The organism is Novosphingobium sp. PY1, from assembly GCF_017312445.1.
Taxonomy (GTDB): domain Bacteria; phylum Pseudomonadota; class Alphaproteobacteria; order Sphingomonadales; family Sphingomonadaceae; genus Novosphingobium.
On the sequence record NZ_BLTI01000005.1, the window covers coordinates 55,972 to 81,124 of the forward strand.

22 protein-coding genes, 1 pseudogene and 1 riboswitch are annotated in these 25,153 nt (G+C 60.9%); of the genes and pseudogenes, 14 read left to right on the plus strand and 9 right to left on the minus strand.

The window, feature by feature from the left end:
* Nucleotides 1-37: 37 nt before the first annotated feature.
* Together J3474_RS22610 and J3474_RS07670 are read right to left on the minus strand one after the other, a co-directional pair.
* Nucleotides 38-271: pseudogene (locus tag J3474_RS22610) on the minus strand (type II toxin-antitoxin system RelE/ParE family toxin); the annotation flags it as partial.
* Between the two features lie 74 nt (nt 272-345).
* Entirely contained in the window at nt 346-600 is a 255-nt protein-coding gene (locus tag J3474_RS07670; RefSeq protein ID WP_207093665.1) for an antitoxin, read from the minus strand.
* A gap of 205 nt (nt 601-805) precedes the next feature.
* On the opposite strand from J3474_RS07670, the gene J3474_RS07675 reads away from it, so the two are divergent.
* From J3474_RS07675 to J3474_RS07700, 6 genes are all read left to right on the plus strand, one after another.
* A complete protein-coding gene (locus J3474_RS07675) occupies nt 806-2,974 on the plus strand; it encodes a TonB-dependent receptor (protein ID WP_207093666.1) in 2,169 nt (722 codons plus the stop codon).
* A gap of 13 nt (nt 2,975-2,987) precedes the next feature.
* On the plus strand, nt 2,988-4,076 hold the full coding sequence (locus J3474_RS07680; protein WP_207093667.1) for a PepSY domain-containing protein: 1,089 nt from the start codon (nt 2,988-2,990) through the stop codon (nt 4,074-4,076).
* 626 nt (nt 4,077-4,702) lie between these two features.
* Nucleotides 4,703-5,257, plus strand: a complete 555-nt coding sequence (locus J3474_RS07685; RefSeq protein WP_207093668.1) for a hypothetical protein — start codon at nt 4,703-4,705, stop codon at nt 5,255-5,257.
* A 156-nt stretch (nt 5,258-5,413) separates the two neighbouring features.
* Nucleotides 5,414-6,199, plus strand: coding sequence for a molecular chaperone (locus tag J3474_RS07690; protein WP_207093669.1), 786 nt, complete (start codon nt 5,414-5,416; stop codon nt 6,197-6,199).
* 7 nt (nt 6,200-6,206) lie between these two features.
* Nucleotides 6,207-8,720 carry a hypothetical protein gene (locus tag J3474_RS07695; RefSeq protein ID WP_207093670.1) on the plus strand — a complete coding sequence of 838 codons (2,514 nt, stop codon included), beginning with the start codon at nt 6,207-6,209 and terminating at the stop codon, nt 8,718-8,720.
* 9 nt (nt 8,721-8,729) lie between these two features.
* The gene (locus J3474_RS07700; protein ID WP_207093671.1) at nt 8,730-9,644 is read left to right on the plus strand and encodes a hypothetical protein; all 915 of its coding nucleotides are present in this window, start codon (nt 8,730-8,732) and stop codon (nt 9,642-9,644) included.
* 10 nt (nt 9,645-9,654) lie between these two features.
* On the opposite strand, the gene J3474_RS07705 is transcribed toward J3474_RS07700, so the two are convergent.
* Nucleotides 9,655-10,086, minus strand: a complete 432-nt coding sequence (locus J3474_RS07705; RefSeq protein ID WP_207093672.1) for a hypothetical protein — start codon at nt 10,084-10,086, stop codon at nt 9,655-9,657.
* A gap of 400 nt (nt 10,087-10,486) precedes the next feature.
* On the opposite strand from J3474_RS07705, the gene J3474_RS07710 reads away from it, so the two are divergent.
* From J3474_RS07710 to J3474_RS07720, 3 genes are all read left to right on the plus strand, one after another.
* A complete protein-coding gene (locus J3474_RS07710) occupies nt 10,487-12,085 on the plus strand; it encodes a hypothetical protein (protein ID WP_207093673.1) in 1,599 nt (532 codons plus the stop codon).
* A 445-nt stretch (nt 12,086-12,530) separates the two neighbouring features.
* Entirely contained in the window at nt 12,531-13,367 is an 837-nt protein-coding gene (locus tag J3474_RS07715) for a hypothetical protein (protein ID WP_232512208.1), read from the plus strand.
* The gene (locus J3474_RS07720) at nt 13,361-14,116 is read left to right on the plus strand and encodes a hypothetical protein (protein WP_207093674.1); all 756 of its coding nucleotides are present in this window, start codon (nt 13,361-13,363) and stop codon (nt 14,114-14,116) included. Before J3474_RS07715 ends, J3474_RS07720 begins: the two co-directional genes overlap by 7 nt.
* 455 nt (nt 14,117-14,571) lie before the next feature.
* Here J3474_RS07720 and J3474_RS07725 read toward each other — a convergent pair whose 3' ends face one another.
* The 4 genes from J3474_RS07725 to J3474_RS22620 all read right to left on the minus strand — a co-directional run bounded on the left by J3474_RS07725 (nt 14,572) and on the right by J3474_RS22620 (nt 19,565).
* Nucleotides 14,572-16,071: a PepSY domain-containing protein gene (locus J3474_RS07725; protein ID WP_207093675.1), complete on the minus strand. Its 1,500-nt coding sequence runs from the start codon at nt 16,069-16,071 to the stop codon at nt 14,572-14,574.
* A 5-nt stretch (nt 16,072-16,076) separates the two neighbouring features.
* The gene (locus tag J3474_RS07730) at nt 16,077-18,143 is read right to left on the minus strand and encodes a TonB-dependent siderophore receptor (protein WP_207093676.1); all 2,067 of its coding nucleotides are present in this window, start codon (nt 18,141-18,143) and stop codon (nt 16,077-16,079) included.
* 236 nt (nt 18,144-18,379) lie between these two features.
* Nucleotides 18,380-18,626: riboswitch (cobalamin riboswitch) on the minus strand.
* Between the two features lie 308 nt (nt 18,627-18,934).
* Entirely contained in the window at nt 18,935-19,228 is a 294-nt protein-coding gene (locus J3474_RS22615) for a Fic family protein (protein WP_242528246.1), read from the minus strand.
* 13 nt (nt 19,229-19,241) lie between these two features.
* Complete coding sequence (locus J3474_RS22620; protein WP_242528247.1) at nt 19,242-19,565, minus strand: DUF4172 domain-containing protein; 324 nt, start codon at nt 19,563-19,565, stop codon at nt 19,242-19,244.
* Nucleotides 19,566-20,184: 619 nt separating this feature from the next.
* Here J3474_RS22620 and J3474_RS07740 point away from each other — a divergent pair.
* Complete coding sequence (locus J3474_RS07740; protein WP_207093677.1) at nt 20,185-20,619, plus strand: hypothetical protein; 435 nt, start codon at nt 20,185-20,187, stop codon at nt 20,617-20,619.
* Between the two features lie 22 nt (nt 20,620-20,641).
* On the opposite strand, the gene J3474_RS07745 is transcribed toward J3474_RS07740, so the two are convergent.
* On the minus strand, nt 20,642-20,887 hold the full coding sequence (locus tag J3474_RS07745; RefSeq protein ID WP_207093678.1) for a hypothetical protein: 246 nt from the start codon (nt 20,885-20,887) through the stop codon (nt 20,642-20,644).
* Between the two features lie 252 nt (nt 20,888-21,139).
* On the opposite strand from J3474_RS07745, the gene J3474_RS07750 reads away from it, so the two are divergent.
* The 4 genes from J3474_RS07750 (at nt 21,140) to J3474_RS07765 (ending at nt 24,387) form a co-directional block, all read left to right on the plus strand.
* The gene (locus tag J3474_RS07750) at nt 21,140-21,628 is read left to right on the plus strand and encodes a hypothetical protein (RefSeq protein ID WP_207093679.1); all 489 of its coding nucleotides are present in this window, start codon (nt 21,140-21,142) and stop codon (nt 21,626-21,628) included.
* A 759-nt stretch (nt 21,629-22,387) separates the two neighbouring features.
* Nucleotides 22,388-22,867 carry a carboxymuconolactone decarboxylase family protein gene (locus tag J3474_RS07755; RefSeq protein ID WP_013831418.1) on the plus strand — a complete coding sequence of 160 codons (480 nt, stop codon included), beginning with the start codon at nt 22,388-22,390 and terminating at the stop codon, nt 22,865-22,867.
* 16 nt (nt 22,868-22,883) lie between these two features.
* A complete protein-coding gene (locus J3474_RS07760; RefSeq protein WP_207093680.1) occupies nt 22,884-23,522 on the plus strand; it encodes an FMN-dependent NADH-azoreductase in 639 nt (212 codons plus the stop codon).
* The gene (locus J3474_RS07765) at nt 23,512-24,387 is read left to right on the plus strand and encodes a sigma-70 family RNA polymerase sigma factor (RefSeq protein ID WP_376706516.1); all 876 of its coding nucleotides are present in this window, start codon (nt 23,512-23,514) and stop codon (nt 24,385-24,387) included. Before J3474_RS07760 ends, J3474_RS07765 begins: the two co-directional genes overlap by 11 nt.
* Nucleotides 24,388-24,643: 256 nt before the next feature.
* Here J3474_RS07765 and J3474_RS07770 read toward each other — a convergent pair whose 3' ends face one another.
* The gene (locus tag J3474_RS07770) at nt 24,644-25,090 is read right to left on the minus strand and encodes a carboxymuconolactone decarboxylase family protein (protein ID WP_207093681.1); all 447 of its coding nucleotides are present in this window, start codon (nt 25,088-25,090) and stop codon (nt 24,644-24,646) included.
* Nucleotides 25,091-25,153: the final 63 nt, after the last annotated feature.

Consider the following 25,153-nt stretch of genomic DNA (forward strand, 5'->3'; position numbering starts at 1 on the left):
GATTGCGAAGGGCGCCCGCAAATCTGTCAGGCTCGGCCTATGACAGTCTGCTCTCCAAACGCATCTCCAGATCCATACGCTCGTGAAGGACTGCGACGATGAGCGCCGGTTCGGCCTCGCGTGGCAGACAAAAGATAAAGTGGTTTTCGCAGTAAACCATCCGAAGTCCCGGGTGGAGTTCACTCATCTCGTTGAGCGATCCCAGGCCAATCGCAAGGCGAACCATACCTTGTTCGAGCTTGAAAATATAGGAACGAACCTGTGCATTTCCCCATTGCTTGCGGGTCTAGCGGATGATCGAACGCAAGTCGTCTTCGGCTGCCGCCGTCAGAACATAGGGAGCAGTCAATCCCGGCTATCTTCGCCGGGTTCTTCATCCAGTATCGTGCCAACACTTTTGGCTGAAATGCCGCCCGCCAGACCTTGGGCAACGCGCTCATTCAGAAGTGCTTCAAGTTCCTGCCATGCCTGATCGGTACCCGCATTGGCCGGGAAAAGCCGTTCGATCGCATATTGCCTGATTGTCTTGCCTTGCAAGGCTGCCAAGGCCTTCAAGCTCTGGTGCTGTTGTTCAGAAATGTCGATTGTAAGCCGGCTCATGGGAACCTCGCCTGGGACCCTCGCCAATTTTCACGAGCCCACATCAGCACAAATGTGGGTTTGTTGTCATGCCCGTCTACCGAAAGCAAAGTCGCGGCCCGCCATGCACTGAATGGAATGGACTACCCTCTCATTGCAACTTTATTGATAATGACTTGCAAGATCACCAGCAGTTCCCTAATCGCTCGGCCGAAAGGGAGATCATATGTCCGTCAAGTTTCGCCGCGCCCTGCTCGTTTTGCCGATGACCATCGGTTCAGCTCCGGCCCTCGCCCAGACTCCGGTCAACTTCGATGCGAAGGCAGATGCTCCCATTATCGTAACCGCGGCACGCACCGAGTTGCCCGCCAATGCCTTGCCGATGACGATCGATGTTCTCGACAATGCGACGCTTACACAGCAAGTGGCGATCGGCGGTTCCGTTGTCGACGCGGTGTCTGCCCTCACGCCGTCCTTCTCGCCGACCCGCCAGAAGCTGTCAGGAGCGGGGGAAACGCTGCGCGGAAGATCCCCGCTCTATGCCATCAACGGGATTCCACAGACAGCTCCTCTGCGCGACGGGGCACGCGACGGCTTCACCATCGATCCGTTCTTCGTCGACCGGGTCGAGGTGATCTACGGTTCGAACGCGCTCCAGGGCATTGGCGGCACCGGCGGCATCGTCAACCAGGTGACGGTGGGGCCTGCGCAACATGACGGAATTTCCGGTCGCGTCATGGTGCAGGGGAATGCGGACAACGGCTTCAGCAGCGACGGGATCGGCGGCAAGGTCGCGGGCCTGATTGGCTGGCGTGGCGGACGCTTCGATGCGACCGTTGGCGCCGCCTTCCACAAGCGCGGCGTCTACTACGATGGCAAAGGTCGCCGTATCGGCGCTGACCTGACCCAGGGCGAAACGCAGGATAGCCGTTCCTGGTCCGTCTTCGGCCGTTTCGGCTACGCGCTTTCGGATACGGCACGGCTCGACCTGATGCTGAGTCGTTTCGAACTGGAAGGCGAAGGCGACTACGTCCCCGAGAATGGGGACTACACCATCGATCTGCCGACGACATCGGTGCGCGGGTCACCGCCGGGCAAATCGGCGACGAACCGAACGGAAAGCGCGGCACTGACGCTGACCGACAGCGACTTGTGGGGCGGCAGTTTCATGGCCCAGCTGTTCTGGAACCGCTCGCGCGACACATACGGCGGCGAACCGGTCATCGCCGGCGAGCAATTCATCGCCACTTTCCAGGACGCCTCCATCGCGCCCTTCGGCTCGCTGTTCGACCAATCGCAAAACCGCAGCCGCAAGTATGGCGGCAAGCTCTCCTACGAGCGCAAGGTTCCCGGTCTGGAAGCACTGACGGCAACGCTTGGCCTCGATGTGCTGTATGACGCGACCGAACAGCGTCTGATCGCTACCGATCGCAGCTGGGTTCCGCCTACGGATTATCGCAGCCTCGCGCCCTTCGCGCAGTTCAACCTGGCGCTGCTGGGCGACAGGCTGCGCCTTGCCGGCGGCGTGCGCTACGAAGACGTGAAGATCTCCATCGACGACTACACGACGCTGGCCAGCTATGGCGGATTCGATGTTTCGGGAGGCACGCCCAGGTTCAGCGACACGCTGTTCAACGGCGGCGTCATCCTTGAGCCGGTCGCCGGCCTGCGCGCCTATGCCAGCTATGCGGAAGGCTATACCGTCCCCGACGTTGGCCGCATTGCACGCGCCGTCAACTCGGCAGGGGTGGACATCGACGACTATGTGAACATCAGTCCGATCGTCTCGAACAACCGCGAAATCGGCATAGAAGCGAAACGCGGACCGCTCGATGCGAGCGCCGCCTATTTCTGGTCCACCAGCAAGAACGGCTCGCTTCTGGTGCGGACCGGCGGCGTCTTCGAAGTCCAGCGGCAGCGGGTGGAAATCGAGGGGTTGGAGATCAACCTGTCGGCCAAGACACCGCTCCCCGGTCTCCTGCTATCAGCCGGATACGCCCACCTTATCGGCCGCACCGACGGATCAAATGATGGCATCGACACGGTGGACCGGGATCTCGACGGCGCCAACATCTCACCCGACCGCCTGAACCTGGCCGCCAGCTACCGCAGCGGCCCATTCTCAGCGCGGGTCCAGACGCTGCTTTTCCTGTCCCGCAAATTCGAGCGCACACCCGGTAATTTCAGCGACACGTACGCTTTCGATGGCTACGACGTCACGGACGTGAGCCTGCGCTACGAAACCGGCTTCGGCGCCCTGACACTGGCGGCCCAGAACATCTTCGATACGTTCTACATCGACTACTATACCCAGACCGTGCGCCCCACCGACAACGCCCACTTCTTCGCAGGGCGCGGCCGCAACTTCACGTTCGGTTGGGACTATCGCTTCTGACGTGCCGGCGGTCATGAAGTTGCTCGACACCCTGCACCGCTGGACGGGGGGCCTGATCGGCCTCCTGCTGGCACTGCTCGGCCTGACGGGAACGATCCTGCTGCACAAGGATGCGTGGATCACGCTTCCCCATAGCAGCGACCCGCAAGTGCAGGAGACGGCCCTGCTGGCCGAAACGGCGCAGCGCCTCATGACAGGTGCCGCCAACAGGCCGCAATCGATCACTTTCGCGACTGCCGATTTCGGCCTCGATCGCCTCGCTTTCGCCGATGGCGCGGGCGCCTACGTCACACAGACGGGCGATCGGGTAACTACCTGGTCCAGTCAGTGGCAGCGGCCCGAGCTCTGGATCTTCGATTTCCACCATCACCTGTTCGCTGGCGAGCGCGGCGAGTTCGTGATCGGCATTGCCGCCCTGTGCGGGCTGTTCTTCGTGATCAGCGGTCTCATCCTCTGGTGGCGCACACGCAAGACTTTCCGCTTCCGGCTTGTACCGCCACGCCTCACCCGCCCTGCAATCCTGCGACATCACCGCGATCTCGGTGCCGTCTTCGCCCCCTTGCTCGCAGTTTCGCTTGTGACCGGCGCCGTGCTCGTATTCCGTCCGATGGCGGCCGTCCTGTTCGGGCCCGGCGCACCGGAAGAGATCAGCCAGGCCCTTGCCGCGCCGAGCTACCGGCCCGTAGCCATCGCCAGGGATCTCGATTGGGCTGCAATGATAGTAAGCGCACGCCGGCGCTTCCCCGATGCGGAAGTCCGCAGCCTATCGCTGCCCCGCAATGACAGTGGGCTGATCACCCTGCGAATGCGCGGCCAACAGGAATGGCTGCCCAATGGGCGCACGACGGTCTGGTTCGCGGCAGATACGGGCAAACTCGTTGCTGCGCGCGATGCCGCTGACCTGTCCTGGACCGTCGTCGGCTACAACGCGCTCTATCCACTTCATGCAGCCAAAGTCGGAGGGCTGGCCTTTCGCATCGTGGTGACGCTCTCCGGACTGGCCCTCACCATGCTGGGATCGCTCGCTGTCTGGAGCTTCTGGTTCGCAAGGCCCATGCGCAAGGTGATACAGCCGCGGGCACCAGCGGCACGCAGCTCCTGAGCCGAAAGCCATTTCGGGCCAATGTGCGAAGCGCGGGCAAGAACGTCAGCCCTCGAAGTTGGCCGCATGACAAGCCAAGCCAACAATTACGCACCAGCATTGGCGTAGAGTTGACGACCGACACCGCCCATGACGGCCCCAAGTTTCAGTCGAGGTCCCTCGCGTCAGATTGAATGATTAGTTTCTGCTAAAGATAAGTGCAAAGCCAGCGCGTGGATCGAGCGAAACGAGCCGAATTTGAGCTTCGATCGCTCGCCCGGCGGGCGAATGCCTCGGAACACCGACGAACCCCATCGATAGTTACCTAACAGATTTATCTCATGACCCGCTTTACCCCTTGTTGTTGAATGCATTAAGAGCGCCAATCGCGACATACCAGGCCCTTCACCTGTCTCAGTTGGGGACAGGCAGCTCTTTTATCGCTACGTAATTTCACGGAATCCTGCGGTTTCCCGGTAGGGTTGTGGAGCAAACCACAACCACAATGCTCTCCCATCCTTTTTTAAATTACTTCCATAGGTTAGCTAACCTTCGTCACGGGGCCGATTGATTCGCAGTCGGTGAATAACAGGGTCGCAGTTCCCGGGCGCATACACATGGAAGTGCAATTTGAAGGGGTATAACAAGTGAAGAAGCTTTTTCTTGCCACCGCGGCTCTCGCCGTCATCGCGACTCCTGCCTTTGCCGCGGATTCTGACTCGAAGGACTTCCGCATCCGCGCGAACGTGAAGCCGGAATGCAGCATCGAGGATCCCGAGAACGTCAACTTCGGCAACCTCTCGATCAACCGTGCGCCCGGCACTGATGCCCTGACGCTGACCACCGATTACGACAACAATTACCAGAACGTCTGGGCGAGCTGCAACTATGCGGCCGGCATCACCCTGAGCACCGAGAATGGCGGCCTCACCACCGATGAAGTCAACGACGGCCCCGATGCCGCAGACTTCACCGACATCATCTACTACCACGCTTCGCTGCGTCCCTCGGATGGTTCGGCCTTCTCGCCGGTCTTCCTCAACACCGAGAGCACCCCGGGCAAGACCCGCACCCGCACGCAGACCGACGCCTTCCATGACGACGCGATCCTGCGTATCGTGATCCCGTCGGGCGTTAACACCAAGCGCCCCCTCGCTGGCCAGTACAGCGACGTCGCGACCGTTTCGCTCGGCCCCGTCTGAGCATAGCGCACAGGGGGAGGGGCTTAGCCTTCCCCCTGATTTGCCCGGCACCGTCCCTTTGACAAGGTTGATGACTGCGCGGGCTTCAACGGCCTTACGAATAGAACCAGACTTTCCTATGGGGGGCGCCGGGCAGCAAGCCTGGCGAGCGGATCAATGCTTTCCAGAATTCTGACGGCCTTTGTCGCCGCGTTTCTTGTCCTTGTCCCGCTTACTGCAGAAGCAGCGCGGGTATCGCCCATGATCGTCGATCTGGAACCGGCCGGCCGTAACTCGATCGCGCGCGTCGAACTGACAAACGACAGCACGCGCAATATCCCCTATGAAGTGCAGATGATGCGGGGCGATATCAGCCCCGACGGCGAGCTGAGCCTCACCCCGGCGGACGACCAGTTCATGGTCTTTCCCGCGCAGGCCATCGTGGAGAGCCGCTCGCAGCAGGTCTTCCGCATCCAGTACGTCGGCGAGCAGGCAATGGCAGCCTCGCAGATCTACTATATGTCGATCCGACAGGTTCCGGTCGAGATGCCGGATCAGGCGACCCAGGTCCAAGTCGTGATCAATTACAATGTCCTGGTCAACGTGGTGCCCGATGGCACGCAGCCGCTTCCCGTGGTCAGCAGCGTCGCATTGTCAGAGAGAAAGACCGAGGTCGATCCCGATGCGCCCCAGGATTCTCCAGCCAGCAAGCCACGCATTCTCAAGGGCATTGCCGTCGATGTCGGCAATGATGGCAACCGCTTTTTTCTCGCGGGGACTTCCGATTGGCTGATCAGGGCCACCACGACCACCGGCGAACCCTTCGAGAAGAGCTTCACCGGCGAACAGATTTCCAAGATCATCGGCGTGGGCGTCATAGCCCCGGGCAAGCACAGGCGCTTCTTCGTGCCTGTCGACAAGGACCTTGCCAAGGGTTCTGTGTCAGTCGAGCTGAAGCTCTGATCCGATCATGAGGGGCCGCAAAATCGCCCTTGGGCTGCTGGTCAGCAGCTATGCCATGGCGGTGTCCGGGGCCGCACTCGCGCAAGACGGCACAACGAGCGCGAAAGCCACGGAAAGACCACAGGATTCGCGGGCCGCGGACATTCCGGCACCCCGCCCCGCTTCGCGCGCGATGGCCTTTACCGTGCCGTTGGTTTCCGGAACCAAGGTCCTTGGCGACGTCCTAATCGACGTCGCAAAGGATGGCGGGGTCAGCATCGATAGCCAGACTTTGCGCAGCGAGCTCGACAAGCTGCTAAACGATACCGGCCATGTACGGCTCGATGAAGCGATTGCCGGGCGGCCCTATGTCGCAGCGGCCGACCTGAAATCGATGGGCGTCGACCTTGCGTTCGACAGCAGTCGCCTTGAACTTCAGGTCTCCTCGATCGAAGGTTCTATCCGCAGGGTCGAAACATTGGGTGAAGCAGGCGAGAACCGCGCCCGCATCGATCTGCCGGTCATCGCCCCAGCGGGTTTCAGCTCCTACCTCAATCTCGTCTCCAACGTCGACTATCTTTCAGACACCGGGTTCGCCAATCCGGACGTATTTCTGACCGGCGCGACAAGGGTCGCAGGCCTGGTTCTGGAGTACGACGGTGCCTTCACCGACCAGTTTGGCGAAGGTTACAGCTTTTATCGCAGGTCTACTCGTGCAGTGTACGATCAGCCGGACAAGTACCGTCGCTTCTCGGCGGGCGATCTCCGGCTCAACACGATGACGTTGTTGCGCACGCCTTTCCTGGGCGGCATCGCAGTTGAAAAGAGCCGCCAGATCTTCGATCCATTCCTGCCTGCCGCAAGGCTGGGTGGCCGCGAGATTTTCCTCGACAACTCCTCGACCGTCGACGTGATCATCAACGGCCAGAAGTATCAGTCATTCCAGCTCCAGTCCGGAACTTACGACCTCGCCAGCCTGCCGGTCCAGCTCGGCTCGAACGACGTTCAGCTGCAGATCCGCGATTCCTTCGGTCGACAGCAGACGGTCAATCTCGACTATTTCTTCGAACCACTCGACCTTGCGCCCGGCGATGAGGAATATTCCTTTGCACTCGGCATGATCGCCAGCAACCTCACCTTCGAGCCGGACTACGGCAAGGACCCTGCCTTCACCGGCTTCTACCGCAAGGCCCTGTCGCGCACCGTCATCCTCGGCGGCGCTGTGCAAGCTTCCGAGCGCGTACAACTGTTGGGCGGGACCGCCTCGTTCGTGCCGCAGGTCATACCCGGGGCATTCGACATTGAAGCGGCGGTCAGCCGCGGCAACAACGGGACCGGCTATGCCTTGCGCGCCAATTACCGTTATCGCTCGGGCTCAAGCCTGACCCATTCCAGCCAACTTAGCGTCAATGTCGACTTCGAAAGCCGCAATTTCGATACGATCGGCGATATCGTGCCCAACGATTTCAATCTTTTGAACGTCGGCGTGAATTACACCCAGGGCTTCACCGATCGCACTTATGCCAGCATTGGCGTGATCCATACGCGTCGGGGTGGTGGCCTCAGCAACCGCACAACCGTTTTCGGCGATGTGATCCATCGCCTGACGGATCGGATCCGTCTGACGGCAGGCGTCGAGTATGGCGACAGCGAATTCTATTCAAGCAACTTCGGGGTCCGTCTTGCTCTTTCCTTCGCCTTGGGTGGCGGGGTACGCGCCAATGCCGATTATCGCAGCCGGACGGAAACTTTCCGCTCAACGGTATCAAAGGGCAACGACAGCACGGTTGGCTCGATCGGTTACGATCTCGGCTTCACCGATACGCGCGGCGAAACATCCGCGGACGGGAGCTTGGATTACATCGGCAATCGCTTCGACGCACGCGCGTCACTTTTCACGCAAGGGTCCGACATCGGCCATCTCGCAGATCAGCAACGCGCGCGCCTGCAAGTCGGCACATCAATCGCTTATGCGGGCGGAAGCTTCGGCGTTGGTCGCCCGATCGGGGATTCCTTTGCCCTGGTGAAGCCGCATGAGACGCTGAAGGACAATGCCGTGATCACCTCGCGCAGCCTGACTGGGGCAGAATACTATGCGCGTAGTGGCATTCTGGGAGCGGCGTTGCAGGGAGACCTCTCCTCGTACAATGGCCAGGACATCCAGTACGACGTGGACAGCCTGCAACCGGGCTACGACATCGGCGATGGCACGGTGCGGGTCGATCCACCTTATCGCAGCGGCTATCGCATCACCGTTGGCAACGATCACTTCGTCAGCGCGGTAGGCACGCTGGTTTCGAACGGTGAACCGGTCTCGCTGATTTCGGGGACAGTGCGTGCCGACGATCCGGATGAAGACTTTCAGCCATCGCCTTTCTTTACCAATTCGGCCGGTCGCTTCGGGCTGATCGGGCTCGCACCGGGTAAGTCATATACGGTGACATTGAACGGCAAGCAGGGTCCATTCGTGATCAACGTGCCGAAAGACAATTCGGGGCTCTACCGTCTCGATACGGTAGATCTGCGCCAGGCAGGCGAATAGGAGACAGGCATGCGCATTCTATCATCCCTCCTCGCTATCGGAACGGCCATCGGCTTGAGCGCTGCGACAGCCACACCGGCCCTGGCCGGTCAGGGACAAGGCCAGGGGCAAACCTGTTCGCCGGAATTCGTGCAGTCCTCGCAGAGCGTTACGGTCACGGGCCTCGAGATCGGCACTAACGCGCCGACTTCCGAAAATTTTCAGGTTCGCCTTCGCAATGATGGGAACGGGCAGTGCGGCGCGGCCTTGCGTGTCGCCCGATTGAGCACCTCGCCCTCGTCGGACCTCGCCTTCATTCTGCGCTCGGGCGGTTCGGTCTTCGACATTCTGCCTACGGAAACCAGCCCAGGCACGACCAGCAGCGACGTATATGTACCCGGCATTTCCGGCGGCACAAACGGGCGGGCCCTGCCCTTCGTGCTGACAGTCCCCGGAGAATGGGGCATGGCCGCCGGCACCCGCCAGGAGCAATTACTGCTCTCGTTGATCGGTACGGACGGAACCGTCTTCGATACCATGATCCTCAACATCGTGATCGACGTGCCGCCTTCGGTTGAACTGCGCATTGTTGGCGTTACCGGCAACAATGAGATCGCGGGGATCAATCTGGGTACACTCGATCCCCAGGCGGTGAACGTGTCCGACCCCTTCGGTGTTCGGATCTGGAGTACATCGCCCTATTCGGTGACTTTCCAGTCAGACCACATGGGCAAGCTGGCGCATGATAGTCTTGGCGATGCCATTCCATACAAGCTGCGCATGGACGGTAGCCTCGTCGATGTGAAAGGCGGCCAGGCTGTCCATTTCGGTACGCGTACGGATTCGCTGGGCGACCTGCATCCGCTCGAAGTGACTGTCGAGCCATTCACGGCGCGAGCGGGCGATTACTCCGACAGGGTTCTGGTAACAGTGACGGCCAGCTAGGCCGCGCAGGTCAAATGGCTGTAAGCCCGAATTCGAGCGCGATTGGAGCGCGCAGGTTCGTGGCTTCGATAGAAACCGGCACATAACCGAAACGGGCACCGGACCGGAATGCTACCGGAGACATGCCCGTGAGATCGAGAGTGCTGCGGCTTCCGCCGTAGTCTACCGATATGCTTTCATCTTGTGCCAGCATACGATGGCTTGCAAAGACCTGGAAGCCGCGGTTCGAATTGCAGAATTCCTGCACTTGCCCAACGAAGTGCTGCCCGCTGGCATCGAGTTCGAAAGGCTGGGCATCGAGGTCGCAGACTACCGGAACATTGAGCGAGATCCTGAACCCGCCCGATGCGCTTTCGCCTGCGATTGCAGGGGTTGCGAAGATCGCAGATGCGGCCAGCACAGTGCCACAAACGCGCGCCGGGATGTTCTCTCGCCAAGCCATGGAAACGGCTTAGGCTCAATATCTTAAGAATCAGTCAAATGGCTGCGCGATCGGCAAGTAAGCCCAGAGAATCCTGCGCCGACCTGCCAAAGTTAGCCACCGCCGGTAGCCAATCTGTACAATGCGCCATATCTGCAAGCCATCGATAAAAATGACCAGCGCTTTGTTCGGACGACCACGCGAACTGGCGAGCTACGGCCGTGTCGCGCTGAGAACTGGATGGGCGAGAAAAGCGCAAGGTCAGTTCTCAAACCCAGGAGGAAGCTAAAGCCTCAAAAGTTCGGAGGCTCGGCAGCGGATCGAGTGCTACAATATTGCGCGACTGCACGATGGGATTCTCGCTGTGCAGCCGGTATTTGTACCGGCTACGTAATGGCTGTCCAAGAAAGGAACATCAATCGTGACGCCACGTGCCGCCATCCAACAGATTGCACGCATGGTTCGGGATGATATCCGCTCGGGCGAACTGTCGCCCGGGGCCCACAGCGTCGGAGAGATGCTGGCAGCTCAACCCGAAGCCTTAATCCTGATCGTCAACCTCACCGCTGCCGAAGGGCGCAAGAAGCGGCCTGACGCCACGATGCATCAGGCATATTCGTTCATGCTTGGTCAGGCTCTTGAGCAGCTACGGCAGCGCAGCGAAGCCGGCAACGGCCATGCGGGCATGGCCATGGAGAATGTCAGGGCCGCGATCGCTCAGCAGATGCGTGCCGGCAAGCTCGTGCCGACAGCAGCGGTGGCGCTTGTCTCGGCGTTTTCACGGGCTGGGATCGACGTGGGGGAAGACATACGCAGCGCAATGGATCACGCAATGATCCAGACCGGAGCCGACCAACAGAATCTCCCGACGGCAGATATCGACGAAATGTTGAAGGACTTGGTGACAGCCTGTGAGGGCGACCCTTTCCTGATCCACAGCCAGTTCGCCGAGTTGACGGCCGCCATGCCTGCCGAGCTGCAACTCAGTCTGTTGGAAGGTTTCGTCCTCGCTGACGATTCCAGTCTGCGCGAGGCCGCTATCGGTTGGCTTCTTGCAGAACCCGCGATCACCTTGCCGTTAGCCTCCATGATGAAAGAGACCGCGAAACGAGGGCTCATACCGGCATCGTCGGTTACCAACCTCATGCTGATCCGAAACTGGGTCCCAGAAGATCGGCGCCGTGCAATCGACGCGATCATTAGAGCCGCACGAGCTGTCGACTCGGTGCCGGAGAAGCGCCCCGCAATTCAGGTCAGGGAACTTCTGCTATCCGAGCGCGATGGGGCGGGAGCCCAAAGCATATTCGCATCGATCAAGCAGGGCAGGAAGAACGCGCTGGTTTCGATTTTGGTCAAGCAGGGTCATGGTGTGCGGGACGCTTGGGTAGTGCACTCGCTGAGCAGGCCTGAGATCGAAGACATGCTTGACCATATTGCATCCGAGATGTCGGTCCATGAAGCGACGGCTGAGGATACGGCCATGATCCTGAGCAGCGCAATGGCAGACGGTCCGGCTAACTCGCCGACCCCATTTGGCCTCGTTCAGGCGATCACGCTTATGGGGCTCTCCGATGTCGCGCCCACTTTTCTATCGGTGGAAGATCTCATTGCCTCGATGCTCGCGGAGGCCGACGCTGCGGAAACCGATGCCAAGGCGGTGAAGAGGGCAGTGCGCGCTTCAGGCCGGTGGCTGGCGACCAACCCTCAGATCGATTCCTGGTTTGAGAATGGCGACGATGTCGCCGCAGCGATCAAAGGCAAGCGCAAGATCGAAGACCGGATCGCCGCAATTATCGAGAAGGTGCTGGAACCGAAGCGGGCCTATTGGGCCAGCGTCATCGCTTGGAGTGCATTTGCACAGCGAGGTGACGGCAACGGCTCGGACTGGATCGAAATGGCGCTCGTCGCTCGTGAGATGGCTTCGGAACGACCTCTGAGCGAGATTCCACTAGCGCGCTTCATTGCCGTACAAACGACGGAGGCGGCCCGAACAGGCCAACGGCTTGTTCCGATGTCGTGACGGTCAAGCAGCCAATTTGGCAAATTTTGCCATGGGTGGAAGAAGCGGCCTATGGCGACGATGAACATTTCGCTTCCCGACGCGCTCAAGGCTTTTGTCGATCAACAGGTCCAAAGCCGCGGCTTTGGCACGGGCAGCGAATATGTGCGCGGTAGGCGTGTCCGAAGCCCAGGAAATAGAGCAGCGGATCGCTGCCGAAGAAGCGGGAACCATGCTATTTAACATTGAAGTTGATATTTAACACCGCTGATGTTAGATAAACGGTGCGATGTTAGATGAATTTCCTGACCTGCGATTACGCGCGCTGGCGAACGCATCGGAAACTTATGCGCGCGAAGCTTTCGGTGCGCACCTCCATCTCGATCCCATTAAGCCGCTCGGGCTCCCGCACTTCTTGTATGATCGCTATGCCTTGTGGCGCGGGGAACTGCTCGACAGTCCGACCGTGTTCATCGTTCCGCAAAGCGGCGGAATAGGCGGTGTTGACGAGTTCCTGAAGCATCGGGACCAGATGCGACGCCATATCGATGCCCGCCTGTTCGTGCTGTTGCTCGAAGCTGTACCGGCGGCATTGCGTCGGCGCCTCGTGGAGAAGCGCGTCGCGTTCATCTCGCCGGGCGCACAATTCTATGTGCCCGAAGCGTTTGTCGACCTGCGCGAAACCTATTCCAGCGAACCGGGACCGTCGTCCGAGCGGGTGTCTCCCACCACTCAGGTCGTAATTCTGGCCGCCCTGCTTGGGCACGATGTGAACGATGCCAGCCTGACCCAGCTCTCCGAGCGCTACCAAGTCGCGATCATGAGCATGAGCCGGGCGTTCGATGAACTGGAAGCGCTCGAACTGGCGCGGCCGCACCGCGTCGGCCGCCAACGTCGCCTCAGTCTTCGCTTTGGTGGCGGCGACCTTTGGCGCGCGGTCGAGGGGCGCTTGCAATCGCCGGTGCGCAAGACTCGTTATGTCACGGGCGATCTGCCCCTGAACGAGGCGGTGTTGGCGGGCGAAAGCGCCCTTGCCCGATATACGATGCTCAACGAACCGCGAATTGAATGCAGGGCGGCGCCGGCCGCCGCATGGAAGCGGATGGCGCGGCATCACGGATTGGAACCTGCCTGGGCCTATGACGAACACCGGATCGAGGTCCAGACATGGGCCTATGATCCTAAAGTCCTCAGCGACAATGAGGTTGCCGACCGACTTTCGCTCTATCTGAGCGCACGGCATGACGCCGACGAACGAGTCGCGCAGGCAGCCGATCACCTTTTGGAGCCCTTTGGATGGTAGCTGGCGTCGACCGCTTTCGCGCGCACTTTTCCGGCCATGAGCACCAATATGTGCTGATCGGCGGAGCCGCATGCGAGCTGATCATGGAGGAGGCCGGTCTCGATTTCCGCGCTACCAAGGATCTCGATATTGTCCTCATCGTCGAGGCGCTCGACCCGGCATTCTCCGAGACGTTCATGGCCTTTGTCGAGGCGGGCGGATACGAGATCCGGCAGCGGAGCGAAGGCGAACGGATTCTCTACCGGTTCGCCAAACCGTCAACCGAGGGCTACCCGGCGATGTTGGAGCTGTTCTCCAATGCGCCGGAAGGATTTGAGCTGGCGCCCGGTAGCCAGCTCACGCCGATCCCGATCGCCGAGGAAGCTGCGAGCCTGTCGGCCATCCTGCTCGACGCCGACTATTATGCGTTTCTCAAGACGATGGGGCGGTCGCTGGACGGCGTGCCGGTTCTCGACGAAGCCGGCCTTATTCCCTTCAAGGCGCGTGCCTGGGTTGATCTCAGCCGCCGTCGTGCGGAGGGCGAGAAAGTCGACGACAGAGACGTGAAGAAGCACCGCAACGATGTGGCGCGTCTGTTGCAGCTCCTGAGCGCGGAGGCGGCGTATGACCTGTCCGAAACGATCAAGGCCGATATGCAAGCGTTCATCGACGCTCTTGGCGAACAGGACGATTTCACGCCGAAGCAGTTTGGCGTCGCGATGACAAGAGAGGTCGTGATCGATCGACTGCGCCACGCCTATAATCTCTGAATTACAGGGTCATAACAGCGCCCGGGCCGACTGCGGTGATTATCAGGAGGCCGCGCGGCAAGTCCTGGGGCTGCGCGCGCTGAGTGAGCACGCTCGCCGCAAGCTGAAGGCGCATCTGCGCAGGATCGTGCCTACCCACCGCCGGGACCAATCCGTGCAAAGCCCAATATCGGTACGCCAATGATGAAAACGACCATCGTTTTGTCCGTCTGCCCATGCGGACTGACGACTTGCGGCCTTGCCCCGCTACACATTGGGATCGCGAGAAATGCGCGGGATCGGTTCATAAGCCCACGAGAAGACCAGGCTGCGGATCGAGTGCTATAATAGCCCACGATGGCACTATGGGTTGTCACGGCGCTACGGCTAGTTGCACCGACCACGCAGGATTGGGCGCTTCCAGAGCGTCAGATATCGCAAGCTGAGTCTGCTAAGGCTACTATTTGCGATCTGACTTACGCACGCTTCGGCGTTAACCCATGTCTCGCGACTTGACGACGATGGTATCGCACGAGCTGTCGCCATCCAATCACCACGCCCGAAATCGACATAACTACGCCAAGCGCTGAAAACAGCCACATCAGCGGATCACGCACAATGCGATTCGCGAGAAGAAGCGGCAAGTCGAAGCTATGCAACGCATTGAACAACCAGCGATAGTTGCGCCCGTTTGCGTTCTGCAAAGCCAGCAGCGCGCCGCTGCGTGGTTCGATGGTAGCCCATGTCCGATCAGGATCGCCGAAGATGACGCGGATCACCGGCAGGGGCCGTTCCCGGCCGTGCGCATACCAGTATAGGTCCGGCTCAGTGAGGACCATGACCCGTCGAACGGGCAGGTCGGGCACGATCCGCCGAGCATTGGTTATTAGCTCTGCTTGTGTGAAGCGCAGCGCGTCACCGTTGGGGGTAGCGATTATTGGGCGCCCCTCGCGCGCCACGAGGCTGACGACCGGGCGCCCACCGACCCAGGCGAACCGCGCTTCGCGCGCCTGCGGTCCGCGCACGGCAAGCCCGGCGGCATCCAGTGCGGGAAAGTCCGCTCCATCGTGCGCCGCATAGAGGGCGGCGCTGCCGACAGGACCGTCCCGCGCGAACCAGTCGAATGGATTGACCGAGAGCCAGCCACTGAACATCCAGGTCACTGCGCAGAGCCCTCCGATCAGCCCGCTCAGGTGATGCCACTTCATCCAGCCACGATAGGGCGTGATGGCGCGGCTCCGGTAGCGCCGCCGCAGACGCAGCCGCAGGATGCCGATCCACAGGCCGGTGACACCCACGACCACCGCCGGGCCGGAGGTCCATAGCACAACCTGTCGCCAGAAAGAGCCGTTGCGCCTGACCGCGGTGAGATAGAGCCAGTGCGGCACCGACCCCACCCAGTTCCATGCCCTCTCGCGCGCATCGCTGTTCTGGACCGGCTCCGCCGTCGTGGAGGAAATGTAAACCTGCGTGCCGCGCCCGTCTGCCAGCGAGACCTTCCAGAGCGGCCGCGCCCAGTTGAACCCTTGTGCGACCGTCCACTGGTCGTCATGGCTTCGCTCGACATCGCTGACCGGCGTCCCGCCTGCGAAGCGTCGCGCGACCGTGATCGCGGCAGCGGCATCGGAAGCAGAGAGGCGCCGGCCATCGACAGCCGAGATTGCAGTGCGCCGATTCTCGCCGCGAATGCGCCAGGCTGGCTCTCCCGCCGCCATGTCGAGGCGCAGCTCGGAGGGAAAGCTGTGCTCCCCTGCCCGGCGCAGGGCTTCGGTCGGACCGACCCTGACCCGGCTCCAGTCGATCGGGGCCATTCCTGCCAGTCGTTCCGCGTCGGTCAGCGACGGATAGGGCACGTACATCATGACCAGGCCCGACAGGAACCACAGCAGGAACAGCAGGCAGGCAGCGATGCCCAACCAGCGATGGAGCAAGTAAAGCCACCGCAGGCCAGCCTTCACCAGAGCCGGGCGCGTCATGGCGACTAAAGGCTCATGTCGAGGCGAACGTCGAAGCGCCGGGGCGCTGCGAGCAGCCATTGCGACGAATTGCTGCCGATCGAGTACACCTTATCGAAGGCATTGCTCACCCGTCCGTCGATTGCCAGCGTGTCGCTGATTGTCCATCGCAGGCCGAGATCGACCACTTCGTAGCCGGGCACGCGCAGGGTATTCGCGTTGTCGGTCCAGCGCGGCGCGACGAAGCGGGCCGAGACGCGGGCCTGCAGGGGTTCGGCGACGCGCCAGTTGGCGGAGATGTTGGCGGTCTTCGTCGGTATCCCCGGCGGCGTGTTTCCGGCCCGGTCGATGACGACCCCATTCACGATTTCGCCGAAATCCTTGAACCGCGCCTTCAGGACGGTTCCATTGGCCTCGATCCCGAATGCATCGGTCAGCTGCAGCGCCAGCGTCGCTTCGACGCCTTGCGACGTGCGCTTGCCGACCTGCTGGGTAATCAGGCGGTTTTCCGGATCGGGAGTGAGCAGGCGCCGCTTCTCGATATCGAAAAGCGCGATCGAGGCCGAGCCACGTCCCTCGAGAAGACGCTGCTTTACGCCCACCTCGAACTGCCTCGCGGGTGAGAGCCCGAAGTCTTTCTGCACATTGGACGTGGTGACGAGCGTGCTGATCGGGTCGGTGCCCACCGTGAAGGAGCCATAGAGCGCGGTATCGACCGTCGGATTCAGCACTACGCCGAAACGGCCCGAGGTACTGTGGTAGTTGCGCCGAAAGCCGTTCACCGGAATCCGTGCGTCGATACGCTGCAGGTCGTACCAGTCCTGCCGGAAACCGCCCACCAGCGATACAGATCCGTTCAGCTTGAGCTGGTCTTCCATGAACACCGAGTGCTGCGTGGTCAAGGTGCGGAAGCCCAGGGTCGTGGGCACCGTGGTGATAAAGCCGCCGGGCTCAAAGTCGAATGGATCGACGATGGAACTGCCGCCGTAAGGCGAGTTGTTGAGATGGCGGAATTTGACGCGGTTAAGATCGAAGCCGACCAGCAGGGTGTTCTCAACGCCGCCGCCCAGCGGCGTGCGGACAGTGAGATCCCCGCGATCGCCGATCTGATCCTGTCGGTGCATGATGTTGAGGTAGTCACCGCGCGTCACCAGCCCGGTAGCGGCGGAGAAACGATAGCTCTCGGCATTGAGCCAGTCGCGGTTCGAACTGAGGTAGTAGACCGAGTTGCGCAGCGAAATCGCGTCCGACGCATGCCACTCGGCCGTCAGGCGCGTCCAGCTGTCACGGAAATGGTCTTTGCTGCCCGCGATGTTGAAATTGATGAAACGAAAGCGCTTGTCGAACTTGCCCTCGTTCAGCGGCGCGCCGAAATAGGGCAGAATATCGACGTCGCCATAGTCGGAGGCCAGCGTGAAGCTTAGCGTCGGGCTGGCATCCCAGCGCAGTGCACCGGAAATGGCGAGGTTGCGGTTGTCGCTATTGCGAGCGAGCCAGCCATCGGAACGAGTGGAACTGGCGGCCAGACGATAGGACAGCCCCCCGCCGATCGGGCCGGCCGCATCGCCGGCGATTTGTATCGCATTGTCCGAACCATAGGCCACGCGCGCACGCGCCACGGTGCGGTCGGTCACCGGTTTTTTCATGATGACATTGATCGCTCCCCCGATCGCGCCTTCGCCCGAAATGACCGAACTCGGCCCGCGCAGCACGTCGATGCGATCGACCGTCCAAGGATCTACCGGGAAAGTCAGCGTACCTGAGGCCACGAAGAGGCGCGTGCCGTCCACCAGCAGTTGCACCGAGCCCTGCCCTGAGAACCCGCGCGCCGCCATTGCCGTGTTACCGTTGCCCGGTGTGCCCTGAAAAGTCAGACCGGTGGCACGGCTGACCGCCTCCTGGATGGACAGATCGCCCCGCGCCCGAATCGCGTCGCCGCCGAGCACTTCGACGCTGGCCGGTGTCTCAAACACCGTCAGGCCCAGTCGGCTGCCGCTGCTTCTGGTATCGAGGCTGGTCTCCGCCCGCAGCCCTGTCACCAGGATGGTGTTTGCAGGATCGGCCTCGTCGGCGAGCGCGGTCGAAGAAAGCACGGGGAAGGAAAATACGGCAATACCGCGCGCTGCGCACAGCACAAACTTGGAAGTCGTCATGTAAAAACTTAACCCTGTCCGGCGTCATCGACGTCTGGCGAGGGCGTCCGCGCGAACGGTCGACCCGCGCAACGACACGACGCCCCGGGCGCCGCCGCTTGGGTCGATGCGGCCCTCGCCGCACATGCGTCGCTCAGACGGATTTCACCGTGCCTCGGCCATCCCCTGGACCAGGGCAAGAGCGACCGGACGCTGGCAGGTCTCCTGGCTTGCGGGTCATCGCACGATGCACGGCCTTCCCAGGCCCCGCAGAAATTTGCGTCCGGCCCAGTGGCTGCGGCAGAGCCGGTTGGCCCGCCGCGAATGTGCATCGCACTCGCCGCTTACAGTTGCAGGGACAGCCTCGGATTCGAGGGGCAGGCCCCTCTCACCGCGTTCCCTTTTAAGCTCCCTTTCGGGGGCACCAACGCGATCATTGCCTCCCTGAATTTGAGAGGCAGGAGCGCTCTATTCGAGGCAATCAACATTGGCAAGAGGAACTAAAGCCCTGTTCTCGCGCGGCAAAAAATGGAGGAATGGCAGTCTCCTACCCCTTGTCGGTCGATCAGGCGCCGAATTTCTCACGCCATCAACCGATCGACCAGGATTCACATTTGTGTACTTAACCCGGGCTACTTCGGGCGCCACGGTCAGGGATTTTGGACTCTATCTACGGGCAAATAACCAGTGCGGCGTCCCCCGGCAGAATCCTTCTCCAGCCCGCCACTTTGCGTCGTTTCCAGCATGTCATACTAAGCCTTCCGCTCGGCACGGATCTGAGCTGACATGCGACAGAAGCGTTGTACTGTGCCTTCCGCACGTGCCAACGCAAGATCAGCGATTGCACGCGCAATGCGCCCGTTCCCATCATCGAATGGATAGATTGTTACGAACCACAAGTGCGCAACCCCGGCCTTCAGGACCGGGTCGAGCATCGCCGTCCCGAACCACGCGAGGAAACGGGACATTTCCCGATCCAGTAGGTTTGACGCTGGAGCTTGGCAGTAAGCCCGCTCACGGCCATTCGGCCCGAAGAAGACCTGCATGGGACCACCTTCATTATCCCGCCAAGCACCCACCGTAATCTGGGTTCATCCCGCTTCGCCCCGTCGGGAATAAGGTCGCATGCCAGTCGAAAAGGCACTCAGCTGTCAGAGGTCGACCGTAATTCTGAGTCGCATCCAGCATCATTTCCACGACGCCTTCGACATCGCGATCGGCTTCGACCAATCCACTGATCTCCATCCCGAGGCGGCGAGCAACGGATGAGCGCACTTGCTCCCTATCCAGCACCTCCCCTTCAATCTCGCTGGATTTCAGGACCTTCTCGGTCAGCGCCTGGAGCACCGCTTCTTCGCGCAAAGAAAGTAGCAATGCTTCCATGTGCCCGATCAATCTCCCTTGCCTGTGGCGGACTGATTCTTTCGGGTCTTTTCAAATGTTTCGATACTTCGCAGACTCAGCGCCGAACGATGCGGACGTGGTGCCGTGGTGGCGTCCTAATGACATTCGAACGAGACGATCCCGAAGTTGATGACCGTTCGAGGATTACCTACGAAGCGCATGAAGACATCAGTTCGTTAAGAACGACCCTGCGGCACACAATCGGGGGTAGCGCCAAGTTAAAGTGCTGCATCGCGCCCCTTGAAGCCCGTCTACCCCGCAAGCATAGTATGCCATCGGATGATGGCCCGAATCTCGCAGCCGCAGTATCGCTATCGAAGACCCACCAGCCTTACACGACAGAGCACCCGTGAATGGCCTGGAGACGTCGCTCTGCCCGCGGCGGAACAGACCTGGCGATGATTGTGTAAGGACGGTCAAAGGGCCGCTCCTGCTCCCGTAGGAGCGGCCCTTTTTAGTGAATTGCTCTCCATTTCAAAACTCGCTTATGCTCGTCCGACCAGGTGAAATTCGCACATGCGAAGGTCTGTGAACAAAGCTTAATCTCGGCGTCTTGGCGAACCGGTTAACATGTCAGCTTTGAAGCAGGAGGTTCGAAATGGACCGTCGTATCGGATCAATAATCCGCGGCATCATCAGCTCGCCCAGGCTCAATCCAGCGGCGGCGCGCGATCGGATCTGGAGTCTGGTGAACGGCACCCTCGACGAAGAGAGCATGGTTGCCTTGTTGCATGCCTATGACGTGATCATGGGGATCGCGATCAATCATCTCGAACGAATGGGCGAAGATGTTCACGCCCTGCGCAATCTGCTATCTGCGGACCGCCAAAGCTTCGCGTTGTTCGAGGCGATGCGCAACAGGAATGGTATAGAGCCGCGCACATTGTGTCGGATCGTCGACCGCGAAGAGCAGGCTGGACGAATGAACAGATCCGAGGCTTTGCTGACGTTGGATGCGGCGGCCCGGTATCTGTCGCCGCGGCAAAGAGCGCCAGGCCGCACATCAAGGAACATTCGCTCGTCTGCAGGGTGACGCAGAAGCGGCCCGGGCAAAGTCAAAGCACGTGGAGCCGCTCTACGTTCCCCGTGGGCGGTACCATGTCGACCAGTCGGTCATGCTCGGCAAGGATACGTTCGATTTCCTGGCGCTTGTCAAAGACGAGCTTGGCAACGCCGGCAGTCATCCCGCCTTCGTCACCGACGCGGCCGAGCACCGCAGCAAGGTCCTTGAGGGTCGCCTCTTCGAGACCGGCGTGGAGACCACCTTTTGAATCACGAAATGCAACGCACTGACTGGCCATATTCGCCTCCAGTAGCTGGATCACAGCAACGCTAGTGCGGGGCGGATTGTTGCCGGAAAGGCGGTCCCCGCGTCCGCGAACATGCGCCGATCTTCACCGCCCGACAATCGGAAAGGTGAGCTTCCGGCCGGCACAGGGCACATTTGCCACCGTCTTGGTGGCTTCTGACGTCGCGCACTTTGAAGCTCGATTCGCTTCCGCTCAGTTCGAACGCCATGCTATGAAGGCCGGGCTTCGATGACGGAGGTTCGCATGCGGATTCGCCTTGCTCTTGTTGCACTCTCGATCTTTGTCGCCTCGCCGGTCCTGGCCCAATCTACTCTCACTCCGAAAGATCGCGCTGCCGCGTTTCGTGCGGCCGGTTTCAAGTTCGCGGCCGGTAAGTGGTCAGCCTGCGGCGATCCGGGAACGCCCAGCTACTCGCCGGGGCAAATTGTGTCCGTCCGCGACCTTAATGGAGATGGCCGCCCCGAAGCCGTGATCACCGAGGGCGGCACTTATTGCTTCGGCATGACGGGCACCGGTTACACAATCGTGAGCAAACAGGCCGACGGTACCTGGAAGAACATAACCGGCGGCACCGGCATTCCGAATTTCCTGGCAACGAAGGGTGTCGGGGGCTGGCCTGATATCGAGATCGATGGTCCGGGTTTCTGCTTCCCGGTCGAGCGCTGGAACGGCAAGGCCTACGTGCTCAATCGGCATCAATACGATGGCAAGGCATGTCGACCGCAGATGTAGGTTTGCGGTTGATCGCCGGATAAAGAAGACCCGGCACAATGGCCGGGTCTTCCCGGGTCTGGTCGAGTCAGCCCGGGAACGGGGGCTCCGAAGAATGCCACCGGGAAGACTCGCATCGGCGTATGCAACAGGCTGAAGGACTTTGCTACTTGCGCAAGACCAACCAGACCGAGAATCCGATCAACGCGAACAGGCCGATCAGGAACAGCATTGCCATGACCTCGACGGTGCGCTCAAGCGCGCGCCGGGTCAACGCGGTTTAATGTCGGGAGAGTCGAGAACAGTGGGCGCCGGGGAGTGAAGCGGTCGGCGCTTAATTCAGCCATGGAAGTGGCCCACGATCCGTTCATAACCCGCATCGATCCTGTTCCACAGATCTTCAAAAGCCTACCCACCGCCGAGGCCAATCTAGACAAAGCCCAATATCGGTACGCCGGGGGTGAAAATGGCCATCATTTTGTCCGGCTGCCCATGTCGACTGGCGACTCTGGGCTGTGTCGCGCTACAAATTAGGTGAGCGCGACATGTGCAAGATCATCAAACCCTGGAGAAGGCTGAGGGCCATGCCCTGAGCATAGACTGATGTCTGGATATGGCCGTTTGCTGTCGATTTCAGTGATGCATAGCTTTGCTTCCCGCGGCGGCGAACACAGCCCGAAACGTGACGATTAGCTCCGTCCGGCCAAAAAAATCGCGGCCGATGTCACATCCCGGGGTGCAGCGTCGTCAAGGCTTGCATCACTATCACAGGAGCAAGTCATGTCGCAGCGTCTGGACCACCTTAGGCAGCATCCCGAACTCACCGCCAAGCTCACGGAGCTCACTCTGGCGGTAAAGAAGGGGGCTGTAGAAAGAGACATTCTCTCCCTCGCCGAAATTCGCGCCTCGCAGCTCAATGGCTGCGCGTTCTGCGTAGACATGCACATCAAGGAAGCGACTCTTCATGGGGAGCGCCCGCTGCGGCTACATCATGTCGCAATCTGGCGGGAATCGACCTTGTTCACCGATCGGGAACGCGCGGCGCTGGAGTGGACTGAAGCCGTGACGCGCCTTTCGCCGCAAGGCGTGCCGGACGCTGTCTATGCACAAGCGCGGGAGCACTTCTCGGAGCGGGAACTGGTCGACCTCACCTACATGATCATGGTCATCAACGCCTGGAACCGCGCCTCCATCGCCTTTCGCTCCGTTCCCGGATCGGCGGACAAGGCCTTCGGCCTCGACCGCGCCGGTCTCGCCTGAAGGCAGGAGCAAACTAATGGCTTCCATTCTTTCCATCCTTGCCAGTCCTTACGGCGCTGCTTCGCGCGGCGCAAAACTGGCGGCGCGCGCGGCCGCCAACCTCAGGGCGGGCGATCCGTCATTGGCGATTGTGGAGCGCGATCTGTCCGCGCTTCCGCGTGCCGTGATTTCGCCGGCTTACTCCGATGCGGTGCTGGCGCGGCAGCCGGATGATCACTCAGCCTTCGAGCTATCCGAAGCGCTCATCCGTGAAGTGGAGGATGCGGCCTTCATCACCATCGCCGCCCCCATGCACAATTATACGGTTCCAGCCTGCCTCAAGCTATGGATCGATCTGGTCCTTCGCCATGGCCGCAGCTTCGCGACCGTAGGAGGCGTGAAGTCCGGGCTGCTGGGAAACAGGCCGGTGCTGGTGGTCGTGACTGCCGGCGGCCCGATCACCGGCCGGCATGGAGGGCAACCCGACCATATGACCGGCTATCTCACCGACGTGCTTTCCACGCTAGGCATGACCGATGTGCGCTTCATCTACCTTGATGGCCTCGTGAACCCGGTTCAAGCTGGCCAGGCGCTGCTGGAGGGAGCCGAGGCAATGCTCCAGGATCAGGTGTTTGGAAGAAGCGAGGCGGAGAGGCAGCCATGCCATGCACGGTGAACGAGTGATGGTCATGCAGCCTTCATCTGCCGCATTGGAAGCATTCGGCCCGCTCCGCCCAAGGCTGATACGCGTAGCCTATCGCATGCTCGGCTCTGTCGCCGATGCGGAGGACGTTGTGCAGGAAGCCTTCATCCGCTGGCTGCGCATTGACCGTACTGCGATCCGGGAACCTGAAGCGTTCTTGCGCACGACAGTAACACGGCTGTGCCTCGATCACCTCAAGTCTGCCCGGCATCGCCGCGAGAGCTATATCGGCCCCTGGCTGCCCGACCCGGTGCTGGACGAGGAGGGAGAGGAGGATGTCACCCTTCCGCTTATGCTTGCGCTCGAACGGTTGTCACCACTGGAGCGAGCCGCTTTCCTCCTGCACGATGTATTTGGCGCTGCGTTCGAGGATGTCGCTACTACGATCGGCCGCGATGTCGCTGCCTGCCGCCAGCTCGCGGCGCGGGCCCGCGCGCATGTGCGGGAGGAGCGGCCCCGTTTTACACTGGAGAAACAGCGCGGCCTCGCCATCGCGCAGGCTTTCTTCGAAGCATCGCGTAGCGGCGACATGGCCGCGCTCGGATCGATGCTCGCCAGCGATGTTGCCATGCATTCGGATGGCGGCGGGAAACGCCCGGCCGCAGTGCGGCCGATCTTCGGCAGCCGCCCGGTTCTGCAGTTGCACAAGGCGCTGGCCGTGCTGTTTCGCAAGCAGGGATCGCAGCTGGTCGGCACACGGATGATCAACGGTCTTCCCGGCTTCATCACAAGGGAAGCCGACGGTGAGCTGCAGACCACGGCGCTGGAAATCCAGGGGGAAAGGATCGTCGCCATCTACGTCATGCGCAATCCGGACAAACTCAAACATCTGCACTGAACGTGCCGGGCGGCTGCGCGGCCAGGTCGGCCGCCAATGTCTTGATTTGTCCGCGCCCGAAGCCAGCCATTTCAATTGCGGCCTCCAAACGATTTGACCTACCCAAAAGGAACGCCCGCCCGATCGAAGCCGGACGAGCGTAAGAAATAGAGCCGGGCTTCCTGAGGGAAAAAAGCCCTCTTGTGTCGCACGGCGCAGATAGCATGCGGGTGAACCGGATACTGGACCGCAACGCCAAAAGAGCAGTGCTCACACCTCAGGGCCAGGCCGCAACCGGAAGGCGGAACGGTGCGCCCAGCCTGTTGAAAGCATTCATCGCTGCAATGGCGATCGTCAGGTCGACCAGGTCTTTCGGCTCGAAGGCTTCAGCTGCCGCGGCATAGGCCTCGTCGGAAGCATGTGTCTCGCTCACGCGCGTGACTTCCTCCGCCCATGCGAGCGCTGCGCGATACTGGTCGGGGAACAGATGTGGGACCTCGCTCCACACCGGAAGCAGCGCGACCTTGTCGACCGGCATGGTCTTGAGAAGATCGCGGGTGTGCAGATCGATACAGTGTGCGCACCCGTTTATCTGTGAAACCCTCAGGAAGACGAGGTGAATCAGCTCTTCCGGAAGGGCTGTGCCATCGGTAATGTAATGGTGCACGCCGTAAAGTGCCTTGGCCCCTGCGGGGGCTAGTTCGGACCAATTCAAGCGCTTCATCTGATCTTCCTTCTTTCGTCGAGCCGGGATGGCGGCATCATGCATGACGAGCGAAGGGCATCG